Here is a 20,294-nt window from a genome sequence, read left to right as displayed (position 1 = left end):
GGTGGGCGTCGGCGAGTGCGGCGCGGATGACCCGCTGCTGCGACGGCCCGTTGGGCGCGGAGAGCTGGCTGCTCGCACCGTCCTGGTTGACGGCCGAGCCGCGCAGTACCGCGAGCACCGGGTGGCCGTTGCGCCGGGCCTCCGACAGGCGCTCCACCAACAGCAGGCCGACACCCTCGGCCAGCACGGTGCCGTCGGCCGATGCCGCGAAGGACTTGACGCGAGCGTCTCGGGCCAGACCGCGCTGACGGCTGAACTCCAGCAGACTCGCGGCGGTGGCCATGACGGTGACGCCGCCGGCGAGGGCGAGGTCGCACTCGCCGTTGCGCAGAGCCTGGGCGGCCAGGTGCAGGGCCACCAGCGAGGACGAGCACGCCGTGTCGACACTCACCGCCGGACCCTCGAAGCCGAAGGTGTACGCGACGCGTCCCGACGCGACGCTCTGTGAACTCCCCGTGACCAGGTAGCCCTCGAAACCCGCGGGCACCTGATGCATCACCCGGGATCCGTACTCGCCGTACATGATGCCGGTGAAGACGCCGGTCCGGCTGCCGCGCAGGGTCTCGGGGTCGAGGCCCGCACGCTCCAGGGTCTCCCACGCGGTCTCCAGCAGCAGGCGCTGCTGGGGGTCGGCGGCGAGCGACTCGCGCGGGCTGATGCCGAAGAAGCCGGCGTCGAACTCATGGGCGCCGTGCAGGAATCCGCCCTCGCGGATGTATATCTTCCCCGGCTTGTCGGGGTCGGGGTCGTACAGTGCGTCGAGGTCCCAGCCGCGTTCGGTGGGGAACTCGGAGATCGCGTCCGTGCCGTCGGCGGCGAGGCGCCACAGATCCTCCGGGGAACGCACCGAGCCCGGATACCGGCAGCCCATCGACACGATGGCGAGGGGCTCCGACGACCCGGACTCCGCCTCGACGAGCCGCTGCCGCGTCTGGTGGAGCTCGGCCGTCACACGCTTCAGATAGTCGCGGAGCTTGTCTTCGTTCGTCATGGCGCGTTGGCTCTCCGGTGTGGCGGGGGACATTAGGAGATTCCGAGCTCGTTGTCGATGAAGGCGAAGACCTCGTCGTCGCTCGCCGACTCGATGCGTGTCGTGACCGTCGGACCGCTCTCGGACTCGGCGGCCCCATTGAGCTTCAGCAGGGCGTCCTGCAGACGGATGGCCAGGACGGTCCGGGATTCCTCCGGCAGCTCGGCAAGTGACGCCTCCAGCTTGTCGAGTTCGGTCAGTACGGCATGGTGGGCCGTCGACCGTCCGGGCCCGTACGCCTCCTGCAGGTGTCCGGCGAGCGAGGCCGGTGCCGGGTGGTCGAACAGGAGCGTGGTCGGCAGGCGCAGCCCGGTGGCCGCCATCAGACGGTTGCGAAGCTCCACCGCGGTGAGGGAGTCGAAGCCCATGTCGAGGAAGCCGCGCCCTGCGTCGACCAGGGCGGGTGAACCGAGCCCCAGTACCGCCGCGGCGTGCGTCCGCACCAGTTCGAGCAGTGCTTCGGTGCGCTCGGCCTCCGGCAGCACGGCGAGCCGATCCCGGAGCGCGGACGCCGTTTCCGCCTGGTGCGGGGCCGCGATCGGCAGGGCCGGGGAGCGTACGAGACCGCGCAGCGGTGGGGGCAGCTCGCCGGCTGCGGCCTGCCGCTGAAGAGCGGCGAGGTCCCAGTGTGCCGCCAGGACGACAGGACGGTCCTGTTCGGGTTCGAGCGCGGCGTCGAAGCCTGCGAGGCCTTCACCGCTGCTCATGGGCAGCAGACCGGACCGGGCGAGCCGCCCGCGGTCGACGGTGCCGAGGGCTCCGGTCATCCCGCTCTCCTGCTCCCACAGACCCCAGGCGATCGACACTCCGGGCCGGCCCTGCGCCCTGCGCTGCTCGGCCAGGGCGTCGAGGAAGGTGTTGGCGGCGGCATAGCCCGCCTGACCCGCGGTGCCGAGGGTGCCGGCTGCGGAGGAGAAGAGGACGAAGGCGGAGAGGTCCAGGTGAGCCGTGCACTGGTGAAGGTTCCAGGCCGCGTCCGCCTTGGGGCGCATCACCGCGTCCACTCGTTCGGGCGTCAGCGTGCCCACGGTGGCGTCGCCGAGCACGCCCGCGGCGTGGATCACCGCGGTGAGGGGGTGCTCGTGCGGTATCGCGTCCAGGACCTTTCGCAGGGCTCTGGCGTCAGCCGCGTCGCAGGCCGCCACGGACACCGAGGCGGCACCGCGGGAGGTCAGATCGTCCACCAGGTCGCCGGCCCCTTCGGCATCCTTGCCCCGGCGGCTGATCAGCGTCAGATGGCGGACACCGTGCTCCGTCACCAGGTGGCGGGCCAGCAGACCACCGAGGGTTCCAGTCCCACCGGTGATGAGGACGGTCCCCGACGAGTGGAACGGCACGCGGTCGTTGCCCGGTCGGCCGGCCACCGGGGGAGTGCCGGCGGCGCTGCGGGCCACTCGTGGGACGAGAAGGGCGCCGCCGCGCACGGCCAGCTGGGACTCGCCGTTCGCGACGGCCCCGACGATCCGCTCCACGTCGTGCCGGCCGGGCGTGCCCGATCCGCCCTCCCCGTCGAGGTCCACGAGGACGAGTCGACCGGGATGCTCACTCTGGGCTGCGCGAACGAGACCCCACACCGACGCGGCCGCCAGGTCCCGGACTCGATCCCCGTTCCCCGTGGACACGGCTTCCCGGGTGATGACGACGAGACGTCCTTCGCGCTCCTCGCGATCCGGACTGTCGTCCGCGAGCCACTCCTGGATGCGGGCCAGCGTCTCGTGCAGCAGCCTCTGCGCCTCCACAGCGGGGGAGCCACCGGTGCGGTCGACTGAAGCGGCGGTGAAGAAGGTCAGGTCGGCTGCTGAGCCGCCCGGACCCCTCTCACCCTGCGCCGTCTCGGTCAGCGGCGTCCAGTCGATACGGGCCAGCGTGGCACGGACGCCGGCGGATGCCGCCACTTGCCGCGCCGACACGGGGCGTACGGCGAACGACCCGATCGTGGTGACCGGGCGGCCCTCGCCGTCGGTCAACTCCAGCGTGAACGTGGAGGGCTCCGCGGCTTCGGCCGTTCCCGCGGAGGTCAGCCGCACACGCAGCACGGAGGGAAGCGCCGCGTGAAGGGTCAGCGCAGTGAAGGAGAACGGCAGGAGAACTCGCGAGGGTGCCTCCCCCCGTGATCCGACGGTGAGGAAGACGGTGTGCAGCGCAGCGTCCAGCAACGCGGGGTGCAGTAGATGGCCGTCTGCCGAGAGCCCATCCGGTAGGCGGATCTCGGCGTACACGGTGTCGCCCTGTCGCCAGGCGGCACTCATCCCTCGGAAGGCCGGGCCATAGTCGAGCCCCAGATCGGCGAGGTGCTGGTACAGCTCCGCGACATCGACCTGCGTCGCCCCGCTGGGCGGCCAGGCCGTGGCTTCCCCGGCCTCGGTGCCCCGGGCGGTGGGCAAGGCGGTGAGGGAGCCTGTCGCATGGAGGATCCACTCGGAGCCGTGTGGGGATGCCTCGGGCTGCGAATGGAGGACGAACTCCGTCCTGCCGACCTGCTTCCCGGCACCGTCGTCAGTGGGGGATGTGGTGAGACGGAGGCGCGTCGCTCCGTGGTCAGGAAGCGTGATCGGCGCGTGCAGGGTCACCTCTTCGACGTGCTCGTGGCCGGTGTACCGGGCGGCGTGAAGGATGAGGTCGAGGACCGCGGCACCGGGAAGGACGGCCGCGCCGAGAATCGCGTGGTCGGCGAGCCAGGGATGGGTGTCGAGCGAAAGACGGCCCGTGAACAGCTGTGCACCATCGGGGAGTTCGGCGGTGGCGCCGAGAAAGGCGTGCGCCGTAGGGCTCTGTCCGAGGTCGGTGGCGTCGGTGGTGGTGGGGGTGGGGTGGAGCCAGTAGGGGTGGTGCTGGAAGGGGTAGGTGGGGAGGTCGGTGGTGGTGGGGTGGTGCGGGGCGTAGAGAGTGGCCCAGTCCACGTGGACGGCGTGGGCGTGAGCCGTCGCCAGTGCGGTGAGGAAGGTGAGGTCCTCGGGCTTGTCGGGGTGGAGGAGGGGAATGGCGACCGCGTCCGTGCCGGCGCGGACCAGTGTGGTGAGGGTGGTGTTCGGACCGAGTTCGAGGTAGGTGGTGACGTTGTGGGTGGTGAGGGTGGTGAGGGCGGGGTGGAAGCGGACGGCTTGGCGGAGTTGGCGGGTCCAGTAGTCCGCAGTCGTGAACTCGTCTTCTGTGGCCGCCTCGCCGGTGAGGGTGGAGACGATGGGGATGCGGGGCTGGTGGTAGGTGAGGGTTTCGGCGACGGCGTGGAAGTCGTCGACGATGGGGTCGAGGTGGGGGGAGTGGAAGGCGTGGCTGATGTGCAGGGGTGTGGTCTTGCGGCCCTGTGAGGCGAACAGTCCGGCGATCTGCGCGACGGTGTCGGCGTCACCGGAGATGACGGTGCTGTTGGGGGTGTTGAGTGCGGCGATGGTGACGCCGGGGTGGTTCTCGAGCGCGGTGAGGACTTCAGCCTCTGTTGCATGGAGGGCGGTCATGGCGCCGCCTGCGGGGAGGTTGTGGAGGAGGCGGGCTCGGGTGGCGACGAGGGTGCAGGCGTCTTCGAGGCTGAGGACGCCGGCTGCATGCGCGGCGGCTATTTCTCCGATGGAGTGCCCGGCGAGGTAGTGCGGAGTGACGCCCAGGTGCTGGAGCAGGCGGTAGAGGGCGGTTTCCAGGGCGAACAGGGCGGGCTGGGTGTACAGCGTGTCCGCCAGCAAATCCGCCTCCGGGCTACCGTCCTCAGCGAACATCACGGTGCTGAGCGGCACGTCCAGGTGAGGGTCGAGCAGTGCGCAGACTTCGTCGAGGGCTTGCGCGAAGACGGGTTGGGTGGTGTAGAGCTCGCGTCCCATGCCAGGGCGTTGGCTGCCTTGCCCGGCGAACAGGAACGCGGTCTTCCCGCTCCCGGAGACTGACCCCCTGACGAGGTCCGGGTGTTCGGTGCCGGTGGCGAGGGCGTCCAGTCCGGCGAGGAAGCTGTTCTGGTCGTCGGCGATGACGGCGGCCCGGTGTTCGAGGTGTGCCCGGGTGGTGGCGAGGGAGAATCCGACGTCAGCGACCGCGAGTTCCCTCTCATCCACAAGGCCCCGCACCCGCGCGGCCTGTTCCCGCAGGGCTTCCTCGGTCTTGGCGGACAGCACCCATGCCACCGGTCCGCCCGGCGTGACATCGTCCCGCGTTTCCGGCTCCTCGGCCGGGGCCTGTTCCAGGATCACGTGGGCGTTGGTGCCGCTGATCCCGAACGAGGACACGGCAGCGCGCCTCGGCCTGCCCGTTTCCGGCCAGTCCTGCTGCTCGTCGAGTAGTGACACGGCTCCCGATGTCCAGTCGACGTGTGGGGTGGGCTGGTCCACGTGCAGGGTCCGTGGCAGCACCCCGTGCCGCATCGCCTGGACCATCTTGATCACGCCGGCGACGCCTGCCGCGGCTTGGGTGTGGCCGATGTTCGACTTGATGGATCCGAGCCACAGCGGCCGGTCAGCGTCGCGCCCTTGGCCGTATGTCGCCAGCAGCGCCTGTGCTTCGATCGGGTCTCCCAGACTCGTTCCCGTCCCGTGGGCTTCCACGGCGTCGACCTGGTCGGGGGTGAGGTGGGCGTCGGCGAGTGCGGCGCGGATGACCCGCTGCTGCGACGGCCCGTTGGGCGCCGTGAGACCGTTACTGGCGCCGTCCTGGTTCACGGCCGAGCCGCGCAGTACCGCGAGCACCGGGTGCCCGTTGCGCCGGGCGTCCGACAGGCGCTCGAGGACGAACATGCCCGCACCCTCGCCCCAGCCGGTGCCGTCGGCCGAGGCCGCGAAGGACTTGCAGCGGCCGTCGGGGGCGAGGCCGCGCAGGCTGCTGAACTCGACGAGCAGGCCAGGGGTCGCCATCACGGTCGCGCCGCCGGCCAGAGCCATGGTGCACTCGCCGTCGCGCAGGGCCCTGGTCGCCAGGTGCAGGGCCACCAGCGACGACGAGCAGGCGGTGTCGACCGTGTAGGTGGGGCCTTCGAGCCCGAAGGTGTAGGCGATGCGCCCGGAGGCGACGCTGGCGGTGTTGCCGGTCAGGAGGTAGCCCGCGAGCTCGTCGGCCCCCTTGTGCTGCAGGGACAGGTACTCGGCGGCCGAGACCCCGGCGAAGACCCCCGTCTCACTGCCACGCAGTGTGCCGGGATCGATGCCCGCCCGTTCGAGGGCTTCCCACGCGGTCTCCAGCAGGAGCCGCTGCTGCGGGTCCATGGCGAGTGCCTCGCGTGGGCTGATGCCGAAGAAGTCGGCGTCGAAACCGTCGACGTCGGCGACGAAACCGCCCTGGAGGGTGTACGTCTTCCCGGCGGCGTCCGGGTCGGCGTCGAACAGTTCGTCCACGTCCCAGCCCCGCCCGCCGGGATACGCGGCGATCGTGTCCCTACCGTCGGCGACGAGCCGCCAGAGGTCCTCGGGCGAGCGCGCGGCGCCTGGGAACCGGCAGGCCATGCCGACGATGGCCACGGGGTCGTCGGCGCCGCCCGCGCAGACGGCGAGTGCGCCGGGCAGGGACGCGGAGGTCGTGCCGTCGGCCGACTCGAGGAGTTCGGTGAGGAGGTGGGCGGCGAGGGCAGACGGCGACGGGTGGTCGAAGACGAGGGTCGGGGAAAGCCGCAGGCCGGTGACGGTGTTGAGCCGGTTGCGCAGCTCCACCGCCGTCAGTGAGTCGAATCCCGCCTCCTTGAACGCCCGGTCGCTGTCCACCGCTTCGGGCCCGGAGTGGCCGAGCACGGTGGCGGCCTCGGTGCGCACCAGATCGACGAGGGTGTCCTCGCGCTCGGCGGCGGACAGTGCCGCGAGCCGGCGAGCCCACGCGTCGAGCCGGGACTCGGCGCCCGCCGGAGCCGAGGGGGCGAGGGAGCGGGGGGCCTGCCCCGTGGTCCCCAGCCGGCTCAGCAGCGGGGGCAGGGTGCCCGCGTCCGCCCGGGCGCGCAGTGCCGCCGTGTCGAGCCGTGCCAGGACGACGAGGGGGGACCCCACGTCGTGGCCGTCGAAGAGAGCGAGACCCTGTTCCGCCGTGAGCGCCGACACCCCGGCCCGCCGGAGGCGTGCGAGGTCGGCCGCGTCGAGGCCGCCCGCCATGCCGTCCGGTGCCTCCCACAGGCCCCAGACGAGCGAGGCGGCGGGCAGCCCCTGCACACGCCGGTGCTGGGCGAGGGCGTCGAGGAAGCCGTTGCCGGCCGCGTAGTTGGACTGTCCGGCGGCACCGAGCAGCCCGGAGAGCGAGGAGAAGCACACGAACGCCGAGAGGTCGGCCGACGCGGTCAGCTCGTGCAGGTTCCAGGCGGCGTCGGCCTTCGGCCGCAGCACCTTGGCGAGCCGTTGCGGCGTGAGTGCTTCCACGGCGCCGTCGTCCAGGACACCGGCCGTGTGGACGACGGCGGTCAGCGGGTGCTCGGCCGGTAGGTCGTCCAGGACGGCCGCGAGGGACTCCCGGTCGGCGGCGTCGCAGGCCCGCAGCGTGACCCGCGCGCCGAGGCCGGTGAGCTCCGTGACGAACCCGTCGGCGCCCTGTGCGGCCGGTCCGCTACGGCTGAGCAGCAGCAGATGGCGTACCCCGCGTGCGGCGACCAGGTGACGCGCGACGAGCCGGCCCAGCGCGCCGGTGGCACCGGTGACGAGTACGGTCCCCTCCGCGTCCCACGCACCCTGCCCGTCGGGAATGCCCGGCATGGTGAGTACGAGCTTGCCGACGTGTCGGGCCTGTCCCAGCGCGCGGAACGCGTCACGCGCGTGGCGGACGTCGAACGACGTCACCTCGGGCGGCAGCAGCACGCCTGACTCGAAGAGGTCAGCCAGCTCCGTGAGGATCTGCTGGATCCGCTCGGCTCCGGCTTCCGCCATGTCGAACGGGCGGTAGTCCACATCCGGACGGCGCTCCGCGATCTCCCCGGGTGCACGGATGTCCGTCTTGCCGATCTCCAGGAAGGTGCCGCCCCTGGCCAGCGTGCGCAGCGAGGCGTCGACGAACTCATGGGCCAGCGAGTTCAGTACGACGTCCACGCCCCGCCCGTCCGTGGCGTCGAGGAAGGCACGCTCGAAGTCCAGGGTCCGCGAGTTGGCGACGTGGTCCCCGGCGAGCCCGGCCTCGTGCAGCCGGTCCCACTTGCCCGGACTCGCCGTGCCGAACACCTCGACGCCCCAGTGGCGCGCCAGCTGCACGGCCGCGCTTCCGACACCGCCCGCGGCGGCGTGGACCAGCAGCCGCTGACCGGGCCGTACCCCGGCCAGGTCCACAAGGCCGTGATAGGCGGTGAGGAACACGACCGGTATCGCGGCGGCCTGACTGAACGTCAGGCGCGGGGGCATGCGGACCACCATGGCGCGGTCGGCGACCGCGACCGGCCCCATCGCCTCGGCGAACAGGCCCATGACCCGGTCGCCGGGCCGCAGGTCCGTCACGTCCGGGCCGACCTCCAGGACGACACCGGCACCCTCGCTGCCGATCGAGAGGTCCCCCGGGTACATGCCGAGGGCCATCATCACGTCACGGAAGTTGATCCCCGCGGCCCGGACCGAGATGCGCACCTGTCCGGACGCGGGCGGAGAGTCCGCCGCGGTGGTCGGCACCAGCTCGAGGCTTTCCAGCGCACCCGGGGCGCGGCAGTCGAGGCGCCACGCCCGTGCCCCGGTCGGCGGGCTCAGCGTGCCCCGCGCGCCGGCGCGCACCAGGCGCGGTGCGAGCAGCCGCCCCTCCCGCACCGCGAGCTGCGGCTCCCCGCCGGCACCGGCCGCGAGTGCGGTCGGCAGGGCGGTCCGGGACGAGAGTTCGCCGTCGAGGTCGACGAGGAGCAGCCGGCCGGGATGCTCCGACTGCACGGCCCGCACCAGCCCCCACACGGCGCCGAGCGCGAGCCCGGCCGGTACGGCCGGAGCCTCGCCGTGGCCGGTCGCCACGGCGAGGGTGGTGACGAGGGCCAGTCGGGCGGGAGCCAGTGACTCCTCGGCCAGCCACTCCTGTACGAGGCTCAGGGCGTCCGCGGTCGCCTCGTGCACCCGTGAGACGACCGAACCGGATCCGGTGCACGGTGCGTCGAGGACGGCGACCACCACGTCCGGCACCGGCGTCCCCGCGGCGACCGCCTCGCGAAGGGCGGCGAGATCCGCGAAGCGGGCCACGGCACCGCCGCCCCCGGCACCGGTCGCACCGGTCGCACCGGTCGCACCGGTCGCACCGGTCGCGGCGGTGGCGACCGGCTGGTGGAGGCGGTGAGCGTCGCCGACGAAGGCGACGGAACCGGCCGGCGCGGCCGTCGCCCCGGTGCCGGCGACCGGTGTCCACAGCAGGTCGAAGAGCGAGTCCTGCCCCGTCCCGGTCGGCGCGACGGTCAGCCGGCCGGCCGTGACGGGTCGTGTCGTGAGCCCCTCGACGGAGACGACGGGCACGCCGTGCGGGTCCGTCGCGGTGAGCCGGTGGGTACGGCCACCGGCGGGCGTGAGCCGGACCCGCAGGGCCCGGGCGCCACTCGCGTGCAGGCGCACGCCCGTCCAGGCGAACGGCAGATGAGCGGAGTCGGTGTCGGCGTCCGTCCCGAGTGCCAGCGTGTGCAGTGCGGCGTCCAGGAGGGCGGGATGGACGCCGTACCCGATGGTGTCGGTGTCGTCGGGCAGCTGAACCTCGGCGTACAGCTCGTCGCCCTGTCGCCAGGCGGCGGTCAGGCCCCGGAACAGGGGCCCGTACCCCAGGCCGAGGTCGCCGAGGAAGCCGTACAGCCCGGCCGTGTCGAGGGCGGACGCCGGGGTGGGCGGCCACTCGCCGGAGTGGTCCGGCGCGGCGGCCGGCGCTTCGCTCAGCGTCGCGGACCCGTGCCGCACCCACCCCGCGTCGGGCCGCGACGCCACCTTCGAATGGAAGGTCAGCCGTCGCCTGCCGTCCTCGTCCACCGCGTCGACCTGCACCTGCACGTGGACGGCGTCACGCTCGGGCACGACCAACGGGGCGTGGAGCATGAGCTCTTCGACGGCGGGCGTGCCGGCCTGGCGAGCCACGTGCAGCACCAGATCGAGCAGCGCGGTCCCGGGAACGACGGTGTCGCCGTGCACCGTGTGCTGGGCCAGCCACGGATGGGTGGCCGTCGAGAGGCGGCCGGTGAAGACCAGCGTCCCACCGTCGGGCGACTCGAGGGACGCGGACAGCAACGGATGCTCGACGGCTTCGAGCCCGAACGTGCCGGGCGTCCCGCCGGAGTGGGGCTTGATGAGCCAGTAGGGATGGTGCTGGAAGGGGTAGGTGGGGAGGTCGACGGTGAGGGGGTGGTGGGGCGCGAAGTACGTGGCCCAGTCGACCGCCGTGCCGTGGGTGTGGGCGGTGGCGAGGGCGGTGAGGACGGTGTGCTGTTCGGGCTGGTGAGGGCGGAGGAGGGGGATGGCCTTGGCGTCGGTGGTGGTGCTGGTGAGTGCGGTGAGGGTGGTGTCCGCCCCGAGTTCGAGGCAGGTGGTGACGTTCTGGGCGGTGAGGGTGGTGAGGGCGGGGTGGAAACGGACCGCCCGGCGGAGTTGGCGGGTCCAGTAGCCGGGAGTGGTGAGATCGTCGGGCCCGGCGATCTCACCCGTGAGGGTGGAGACGATGGGGATGCGGGGCTGGTGGTAGGTGAGGGTCTCGGCGACGGCGTGGAAGTCGTCGAGGACGGGGTCGAGGTGGGGGGAGTGGAAGGCGTGGCTGACGTGCAGGGGTGTGGTCTTGCGGCCCTGCTCCGCGAAGTGCGCGGCTGTCTCCGCGACGGCGTCGGCGTCGCCGGAGACGACGGTGCTGTCCGGGCCGTTGAGGGCGGCGATGGTGACGCCGGGACGGCCTTCCAGCACCGGGAGGACTTCGCTCTCCGAGGCCTGCAGGGCGGTCATGGCGCCGCCGTCGGGGAGGTTGTGGAGGAGGCGGGCTCGGGCGGCGACGAGGGTGCAGGCGTCTTCGAGGCTGAGGACACCGGCTGTATGGGCGGCGGCTATCTCACCGATGGAGTGGCCGGCGAGGAAGTGCGGGGTGACGCCCAGGTGCCGGAGCAGGCGGTAGAGGGCGGTCTCCAGGGCGAACAGGGCGGGCTGGGTGTAGAGGGTGTCCTCGAGGAGAGCGGCCTGCTCGCTGCCTTCCCCGGCCCACATGACCTGACGCAGGGGTATGTCCAGGTGGGCGTCGAGCAGTGCGCAGACCTCGTCGAGAGCCTCGGCGAAGACCGGCTGGTGGGAGTACAGTTCCCGTCCCATGCCGAGCCGCTGGCTGCCCTGCCCGGCGAACAGGAACGCGGTCTTGCCCGACCCCGCCGCTGATCCGCGTACGAGGTGCGGATCCTCGGCGCCGGTGGCGAGGGCGTCGAGCCCTGCCAGGAAGCCGGCCCCCTCCTCGGCCACGACCGCTGCCCGTCGCTCCAGCTGCGCCCGGGTCGTGGCCAGGGAGAACCCGACGTCCGCGGGCGACAAGTCGCCTTCACCCTCCACCAAGCCCCGTACCCGCACCGCCTGTTCCCGCAGGGCTTCCTCGGTCCTGGCGGACAGCACCCACGCCACCGGACCGCCCGGAGAGACACCGTCCCGCTCCTCCGGCTCCTCGATGGGCGCCTGCTCCAGGATCACGTGGGCGTTGGTCCCGCTGATCCCGAACGAGGACACGGCGGCACGCCGCGGCCGCCCCGTCTCCGGCCAGGGGCGGCCCTCGGTGAGCAGGGAGACGGCGCCCGCCGACCAGTCCACCTCGGGTGACGGCTCCTCGGCGTGCAGGGTGCGGGGAAGCGCACCGCGGCGCAGCGCCTCGATCATCTTGATCACACTGGCCACGCCCGCGGCGGCCTGGGTGTGGCCGATGTTCGGCTTGATCGAGCCCAGCCACAACGGCCGGCCGGCCTCCCGCTCCTGGCCGTAGGTGGCCAGCAGCGCCTGCGCCTCGATGGGGTCGCCCAGGCTCGTGCCGGTGCCGTGCGCGTCGATGGCGTCGACCTGGTCGGGGGTGAGGCGCGCGTCGGCGAGTGCGGCGCGGATGACGCGCTGCTGCGAAGGACCGTTGGGGGCGGTGAGGCCGTTGCTGGCGCCGTCCTGGTTGATCGCACTGCCCCGGATGACGGCGAGGACGCGGTGGTTCCTCCTCCGGGCCTCCGAGAGGCGCTCCAGCACGAGGACGCCGACGCCCTCGCCCCAGGCGGTGCCGTCGGCGCCGGCGCCGAACGACTTGCAGCGGCCGTCCGGGGCCAGGCCGCCCTGCCGGCTGAACTCCACGAAGATGCCGGGCGTCGCCATGATCGTGGCGCCGCCGGCGAGGGCCATCCCGCACTCGCCGTTGCGCAACGCCTGCACCGCCAGGTGCATCGCGACGAGGGAGGACGAACAGGCGGTGTCGACACTGACCGCCGGCCCCTCCAGACCGAGGGCGTACGCGAGGCGTCCGGACACGACGCTGGCGATCATGCCGGTGAGCAGATAGCCCTCGGACGCTCCCGCGTCCTCCTGGAGGAGGGAGACGTACTCCTGTCCGGCCACGCCCGCGAAGACGCCGGTGTCGGTGCCGTGCAGGTCACCGGGGGCGATTCCCGCGTGCTCGACCGCCTCCCACGCCGTTTCCAGCAGGAGCCGCTGCTGCGGGTCCATGGCCAGTGCCTCGCGCGGGCTGATGCCGAAGAATTCGGCGTCGAATTCATCGGCGTCGTGGATGAAATGACCGAGGTTCGTGTACGACTTGCCGCGGGCCGTGGCGTCGGGGTCGTAGAGCTCGTCCGGATTCCAGCCGCGTCCGGTGGGGAACTCGGAAATGGTCTCCATGCCCTGGGCGACGACGTTCCACAGATCCTCGGGGGACCGCGTGCCGCCGGGGAACCGGCAGGCCATGCCCACAACCGCGATGGGTTCGTGGTTGCGGGACTCGATGTCGTTCAGACGCTGACGGGCCTGGTGCAGGTCTGCCGTGACGCGCTTGAGATACCCGCGGAGCCGGTCCTCGTTCGCCATGTGACGCCCAGCCTTCTCGAATGCCTACCGGTCGGTCACGAACCAGTGGATTGGTGGTCGGAGCATTCATGGTCGAGAAGGCGTCTTAAGCGGCTCTTTTTTGGGCCTTATGGGGTGCCGGGCAGACTTTTCCATCGGGTATTCCGTGCGATTCACCGAAAGGGAGGCGACTACCAGGCGACCGGGAGTTCCAGCACACCGTACGTGTTGTGGCCCACGCGCGTGGCGACGTCCCGGGACTCGTCCGCGAGGCGAAGTCCGGGAAGGCGCCTGAACAGTTCCGGCAGACCGATCCTGAGTTCCGCGCGGGCCAGGTTGTGCCCGATGCACTGGTGGATTCCGTGCCCGAACGCCAGGTGGCCGTTCTCGCCGCCGTCGACGTCGAACGTGTCCGGCTGCGGGAAACGCCGGCCGTCACGGTTCGCCGCGGAGATGGACAGCGTCACCGTCTCACCCTTCCTGACGAGAACGCCGCCGAACTCGACGTCGGCGAGCGCGGCCCGCGAGGTGAACTGCACGATGGACAGGTAGCGCAGGAACTCGTTGACCGCCTCGTCGGTGAGAACCCCGCCCCCCGTGAGGCTCGCGCGGGCCCTCTCGTCGCGCAGTGCCAGATACGTGCCGAGGCTGAACATGTTGGCGGTCGTCTCATGACCCGCGATGAACATGAGGAAGGCCAGCCCGGTCAGCTCCTGGTCGGTCATGTCTCCGTCGGCGATCAGCACGCTCAGCAGGTCGCCGGAGGGACTGCGCCGCTTGCCGCGGACGAGGTCCGCCATGACCTCGTTCGTCGCGCGCACGGCCGCGCCGGCCTCCTCCGGGGGCGTGGCCGGGTCGAGCGTCACCGCGCGCAGGCGCGAGATCTCCTCGCTGATGCCCGGGTCCGCGCCCAGCAGCTCGGAGATGACCTGTACCGGGATCGGCAGAGCGAACGCGCTCACCAGGTCGGCGGGCGGTCCGTGCCGCTCCATTGCGTCGATGTGCTGAGTGACGATCCGCTCGATCGCGGGTTCGAGCTGTCGCACCCGGCGGACCGTGAAGTGCCGGTTGAGCGGCTTGCGGTAGCGCGTGTGCTGCGGGGGGTCCATGCCGATGAACATGCCCGGCGGTGCCGGCATGGGCTTGATCGCCATGGGCACCGGAGAACTTCGCAGCTCGTGCCGGGAGCTGAAGTCGGGATGGGTCAGCAGCTCGCGCGCGAGGGCGTGGTCGGTGATCAGCCAGCCCAGGGTTCCGTCGGCATAGGACATCCGCGTGATCGGACGTTCCTCCCGCAGCTCGCCGAGTGCGTCGGGCGGGCTGAAGGGGCAGCTGCGCGCCGTCGGGAGACCTTCGACGATCTCCGCGCTGTCGGTCATTTCCGTACCTCTTTCCGTGTGACGGGGCGGGATCGATCGAGCCGGCCCCGGCGTGCGCCGCGGTCTCAGAGCTGGTTGTCGATGAAGTCGAAGATCTCTTCGTCCGAGGCCGCGTCCATCTGGTCGGAGATGTCGAGCGGATCGGACGAAGCCGGCCCCGCGGAGCCGTCGTTCTCGTCCAGCCTGAAGAGGAACTCCCGCAGCCGGATGGCGAGTTTCGCGCGGGTGGCCGCGTCGAGTCCGCCGTCACCGAACACGGCCGACTGGAGCCGGGCGAGTTCGGCGAGGGCCGGCGCCTCCGGCACGTCCTCCGCGGGGGCCAGCCGGTCGCCCAGGTAGGCGGCGAGGGCGGCGGGCGTCGGATGGTCGAAGACGACCGTCGCGGGCAGCCGGAGCCCCGTGGCCGCCTTGAGGTGGTTGCGCAGCTCCACCGCGGACATGGAGTCGAACCCGATGTCCTTGAACGCCCTCGTCTCCTCCACCTCCGCCGCCCCGCTGTGACCGAGCACCGACGCGGTGAAGCCGCGTACCGCGTCCAGGAGAAGCAGGGCGCGTTCGGCCGCGCCCTTGCCCGCGAGCCGCTGGGGCAGCGTCGCCGTCGACGGGCCGGTCCTGCCGGCGGCGGCCCGCAGCGCGCGCCGGCCCAGCAGCGCGCTCAGCATCGGCACCGCGGGCGTGCCGGTGGACGCACGTCCGCGCAGTTCCGGCAGATTCAGCCGGGCCGGCACGAGCACGGCCCGGTCCGAGCCGCAGGCCGTGTCGAACAGGGCGAGCCCCTCCTCGGTGGCGAGCGGAAGCACGCCGCCGCGGGCCATGCGCGCCCGGTCGGCGCCGTCGAGCCCGCCGGTCAGCTCACTGGTCTGCGCCCACAGCCCCCAGGCGAGGGACTGGGCGGGCAGACCCCGCACGCGGCGGTACTGGGCCAGCGCGTCCAGGAAGGTGTTGGCGGCCGCGTAGTTCGCCTGCCCGGCGTTGCCGAGGACACCGGCGACCGACGAGAACAGCGTGAACAGCGCGAGGTCCCTGTCCTGGGTCAGCTCGTGCAGGTTCCACGCCGCATCGGCCTTCGGCCGCAGGACCCGGTCAAGATGCTCAGCGGTGAGCGACGGCACGGTGCCGTCGTCCAGGACACCGGCCGTGTGCACGACCGCGGTCAGCGGCCGGTCGGCGGGAACCGCGTCGAGCAGTTCACCGAGGGCCTGCCGGTCCGCCACGTCACAGGCGACGACCTCGACGTCCGCGCCCAGCGCCGTCAGCTCCCGGGACAAGGCGGCGGCCGACTCCGAACCGGGGCCGCGGCGGCTGGTCAGCAGCAGCCGCCGCGCGCCGTGCGCGGTCACGAGGTGACGGGCCACCAGCGCGCCGAGCGTGCCGGTGCCGCCTGTGATCAGCACCGTGCCGTCCGGGTCCAGCGGCGCCGGGACGGTCAGCACCAGCTTGCCGATGTGCCGCGCCTGACTGAGGTGCCGAAGCGCCTCCCCGGCCCGGCGGATGTCCCAGGTGCGGATGGGCGCGGGCGCGAGCACCCCACCCTCGAACAGCGGCACCAGCTCGGCGAACATCTCCTGGATCAGACCGGGGTCGGTGGCGACCATGCCGAACAGGTCGTACGCCTCGTAGACCACCCCCGGATGCTCGGCCGCCACCGCCTCGGCGTCGCGGAGATCGGTCTTGCCCATCTCCAGGAAGTGGCCGCCCCGGGGCAGCGTGCGCAGCGATGCGTCGACGAACTCGTGGGCGAGCGAGTTCAGTACGACATCGACGCCCCGCCCCTCCGTGACGTCGAGGAAGGCACGCTCGAACTCCAGCGTGCGGGAGTTGGCCACATGAGCCTCGTCGAAGCCGCCCGCGCGCAACACGTCCTGCTTGGGCGGGCTGGCGGTCGCGAACACCTCGGCCCCCACATGCCGGGCCAGTTGCACCGCGGCCACGCCGACACCGCCCGTGGCGGCGTGCACCAGCACCCGCTGCCCCGCCCGCAACCCCGCCAGCCGGAACAGACCGTAGTAGGCGGTCAGGAAGGTCACCGGCAGCGACGCGGCCTCGACGAGGCCGAGACCCGCCGGAACACGGCACACCAGCCGCTGGTCCGCCACCGCGACGGGGCCGAGCCCGGTCGTGAACAACCCCATCACCCGGTCGCCCGGTGCCAGGCCCGACACCCCCGGCCCGACCTCGACGACCACGCCGGCGCCCTCGCCGCCGATCACCACATCATGCGCGGACAGCATGCCCAGCGAGATGAGGACGTCCCGGAAGTTGAGGCCGGCCGCACGCAACGAGACCCGCACCTGACCGGGCCGCAACTCCTGGGCGGCCTCGGGGCAGTCCTCGTACACGAGACGGTCGAGCGTGCCGGTCCCCGCGGAGGCCAGACGCCAGGCCCGGTCGGCCGGGGAGGCGGAGAGGAGGGACACGGGGGCGGTGCCGTCCTCGGCCGTCGACGAGGCACGGACCAGGCGGGGGGCCAGGACGCCGCCGTCGCGGATCGCCGTCTGCGGCTCGGCCGAGGCAAGGGCGCTCAGGAGGAGGTGGGCCGCTTCCGCGCCAAGGGGGCGGGTGAGGCCGGGGACGCCCGTGACGACGGAGGAGCCGCGGGCGGCGAGATCGTCGGGGCTGCCGGAGTTGTCGGAGTTGTTGGGGCGGTTGGGGCCGCCGGGGTCGTTGGGAGCCTCGGAGGACTCCGGGCGGTGGTCAATGTCGATGAGAACGAAGCGATCAGGATTCTCCGTCTGGGCGGTCCGGACCAGACCCCACACCGCGGACTGTGCGAGATCGGGTACGTCCTCGTCGGCACTGGCGGCCACGGCCCCCCGGGTGACCACGGCCAGCCGGGTCCCCCCCAACCGGTCGTCGGCGAGGAAGCGCTGGAGCAGGCCCAGGACGGCATGGGTGACCTGGTGCGCGGCGGCGCTCGGCGACCCCGGGGCCCCAAGGCCGGCGCACAGGACGACCACGGTGTCGGGGGCACGGCCATGAACGTCGATCGTCTGGCCCAACGCGTCCAGACTCGCGTACGCGTCCACGGCCGCGTCGCTGCCCGTGAAGTCGATGCCGTCACCGATGAGGGCGAGCGCCTTCGGCGGCGAGCCGCCGTCGACGAGAGGAACCGCCTGCCAGTCGACGTGCAGCAGCGACTCCTGGCCGCCTTCCCGCACCACTTGACCGGCTGCGACCGGACGCGTCGTGAGATCGGCGACGGTGAGCACCGGGCAACCCTCCGAATCCGCCACGCCGAGTGACACGGACTGCGGACCGGTGACGGTGAGACGCACCCGCAGTGCCGTCGCCCCCGACGCCCGCGTTGGGTGCAGGCGAACCCCGGACCAGGAGAACGGCAGCCGCGCCGCTTCCTCCGAGGTGTCGGCGAACGCGCTGACGTGGAGGCCGGCGTCGAGGAGCGCGGGATGGACGCCGTAGCCGGTGGCGTCCGTGCCGTCGGGCAGGCGCACTTCGGCGAAGAAGTCGTCGCCGTGACGCCAGGCGGCGGTCAGGCCCTGGAAGACGGGACCGTAGGACAGACCGAGGCCGGCCAGATGCGCGTGTACCTCGCCGACGGGCAGCGGGGACGCGTCCACCGGAGGCCAGTCGGAGATCCCCGGGTCCATTCGCGCGTCACCGCTGTCCGCGGTGAGGGTACCGGTCGCGTGGAGAACCCACGGTCGCTCCTCGCCGTCCGTCCGGTCCGTCCCCTGATGGGGTCGCGAGTGGATGGTGAGCGAACGGGTTCCCGTCTCCTCGGGGGAGCCTACGGCGACGTGGAGGTGGACGGCGTGGTCGTCGGGCAGGGCGAGCGGCGCGTGGAGGGTGAGCTCCTCGACGTGCGGCGTACCGGCTTGCTGCCCGGCGTACAGGGCGACGTCGAGGAGAGCCGTGCCGGGGACGACGGTGACGCCGTGAACACCGTGATCGGCCAGCCACGGGTGAACGGCCAGGGAGACGCTGCCTGTGAACAGATGGCCCGCTTGGTCGGGAAGTTCGGCGATGGCTCCGAGGAAGGGGTGGGTGGTCGGGGATTGGCCGAGGTCGGTGGCGTTGGTGACGGTGGGGGCGGGGTGGAGCCAGTAGGGGTGGTGTTGGAAAGGGTAGGTGGGGAGGTCGACGGTGAGGGGGTGGTGGGGCGCGAAGTACGTGGCCCAGTCGACCGCCGTGCCGTGGGTGTGGGCGGTGGCGAGGGCGGTGAGGACGGTGTGCTGTTCGGGCTGGTGAGGGCGGAGGAGCGGGATGGCCTTGGCGTCGGTGGTGGTGCTGGTGAGTGCGGTGAGGGTGGTGTCCGCCCCGAGTTCGAGGCAGGTGGTGACGTTCTGGGCGGTGAGGGTGGTGAGGGCGGGGTGGAAACGGACCGCCCGGCGGAGCTGGCGGGTCCAGTAGCCGGGAGTGGTGAGATCGTCGGGCCCGGCGATCTCACCCGTGAGGGTGGAGACGACGGGGATGCGGGGCTGGTGGTAGGTGAGGGTCTCGGCGACCGCCCGGAACTCGTCGAGGACGGGGTCGAGGTGGGGGGAGTGGAAGGCGTGGCTGACGTGCAGGTGTGTGGTCTTGCGGCCCTGTGAGGCGAACAGTCCGGCGATCTGCGCGACGGTGTCGGCGTCACCGGAGATGACGGTGCTGTCGGGGGTGTTGAGCGCGGCGATGGTGACGCCGGGGTGGCCCTCCAGAGCCGGGAGAACTTCGCTCTCCGTCGCTTGCAGGGCAGTCATGGCGCCGCCTGCGGGGAGGTCGTGGAGGAGGCGGGCTCGGGTGGCGACGAGGGTGCAGGCGTCTTCGAGGCTGAGGACACCGGCTGTATGGGCGGCGGCTATCTCACCGATGGAGTGGCCGGCGAGGAAGTGCGGGGTGACGCGCAGGTGCTGGAGCAGGCGGTAGAGGGCGGTTTCCAGGGCGAACAGGGCGGGCTGGGTGTATAGCGTGTCCGCCAGCAGATCCGCCTCCGGGCTACCGTCCTCAGCGAACATCACGGTGCTGAGCGGCACGTCCAAGTGAGGATCGAGCAGTGCGCAGACTTCGTCGAGGGCCTGTGCGAAGACGGGTTGGGTGGCGTAGAGCTCGCGTCCCATGCCAGGGCGTTGGCTGCCTTGCCCGGCGAACAGGAACGCGGTCTTCCCGGCCCCGGAGACTGACCCCCTGACGAGGCCGGGGTGTTCGGTGCCGCCTGCGAGAGCGTCCAGTCCGGCGAGGAAGCCGTCCTGGTCGTCGGCGATGACGGCGGCCCGGTGTTCGAGGTGTGCCCGGGTGGTGGCGAGGGAGAATCCGACGTCAGCGACCGCGAGTTCCCTTTCACCCACAAGGCCCCGCACCCGCGCGGCCTGTTCCCGTAGGGCTTCCTCGGTTCTGGCGGACAGCACCCATGCCACCGGTCCGCCCGGCGTGACATCGTCCCGCGTTTCCGGCTCCTCGACCGGGGCCTGTTCCAGGATCACGTGGGCGTTGGTCCCGCTGATCCCGAACGAGGACACGGCAGCGCGCCTCGGCCGGCCAGTGTCCGGCCAGTCCTGCTGCTCGTCGAGCAGTGACACGGCTCCCGATGTCCAGTCGACGTGTGGGGTGGGCTGGTCCACGTGCAGGGTGCGTGGCAGCACCCCGTGCCGCATCGCCTGGACCATCTTGATCACGCCGGCCACGCCCGCAGCGGCTTGGGTGTGCCCGATGTTGGATTTGATGGAGCCGAGCCAGAGTGGTTGTTCGGGGGTTCGGTTCTGGCCGTAGGTGGCGAGGAGTGCCTGTGCCTCGATGGGGTCGCCGAGTGTGGTGCCGGTGCCGTGGGCTTCGACCGCGTCGATCTGGTCGGGGGTGAGGTGGGCGTTGTCGAGGGCGGTGCGGATGACGCGTTGTTGTGAGGGGCCGTTGGGGGCGGTGAGGCCGTTGCTGGCGCCGTCCTGGTTGATGGCGGAGCCGCGGAGTACGGCGAGGACGGGGTGGCCGTGGTGTTGGGCGTCGGAGAGGCGTTCGATGACGAGGAGGCCGATGCCTTCGCTCCAGCCGGTGCCGTCTGCTGTGGCGGCGAAGGGTTTG

The 20,294-nt window shown here is 72.0% G+C and carries 4 protein-coding genes; all 4 read right to left on the bottom strand.

Translation table 11 applies throughout. The features are described 5' to 3' along the window. The coding region (locus IE177_RS34270) for a beta-ketoacyl synthase N-terminal-like domain-containing protein (protein ID WP_190019397.1) at window positions 1–991 on the bottom strand (991 nt) is incomplete at its 3' end. A 32-nt stretch (window positions 992–1,023) separates the two neighbouring features. Beyond that, complete coding sequence (locus tag IE177_RS34265; RefSeq protein ID WP_190019396.1) at window positions 1,024–12,924, bottom strand: type I polyketide synthase; 11,901 nt, start codon at window positions 12,922–12,924, stop codon at window positions 1,024–1,026. A gap of 170 nt (window positions 12,925–13,094) precedes the next feature. Next, on the bottom strand, window positions 13,095–14,282 hold the full coding sequence (locus IE177_RS34260) for a cytochrome P450 (protein ID WP_190019395.1): 1,188 nt from the start codon (window positions 14,280–14,282) through the stop codon (window positions 13,095–13,097). A gap of 65 nt (window positions 14,283–14,347) precedes the next feature. Continuing rightward, window positions 14,348–20,294, bottom strand: a 5,947-nt coding sequence (locus tag IE177_RS34255; protein WP_190019394.1) for a type I polyketide synthase, incomplete at its 5' end; no start/stop codon positions are given.

The sequence above is a fragment of the Streptomyces lucensis JCM 4490 genome (genome assembly GCF_014650035.1).
Classification (GTDB): Bacteria; Actinomycetota; Actinomycetes; order Streptomycetales; family Streptomycetaceae; genus Streptomyces; species Streptomyces lucensis.
This window is presented reverse-complemented; position numbering and strand designations above follow the sequence as displayed.

What these genes read in the sequence shown, in the direction of transcription:
- IE177_RS34265 (WP_190019396.1), bottom strand. Translation starts at nt 12,924, where the DNA reads ATGGCGAACGAGGACCGGCTCCGCGGGTATCTCAAGCGCGTCACGGCA.
- IE177_RS34260 (WP_190019395.1), bottom strand. Translation starts at nt 14,282, where the DNA reads ATGACCGACAGCGCGGAGATCGTCGAAGGTCTCCCGACGGCGCGCAGC.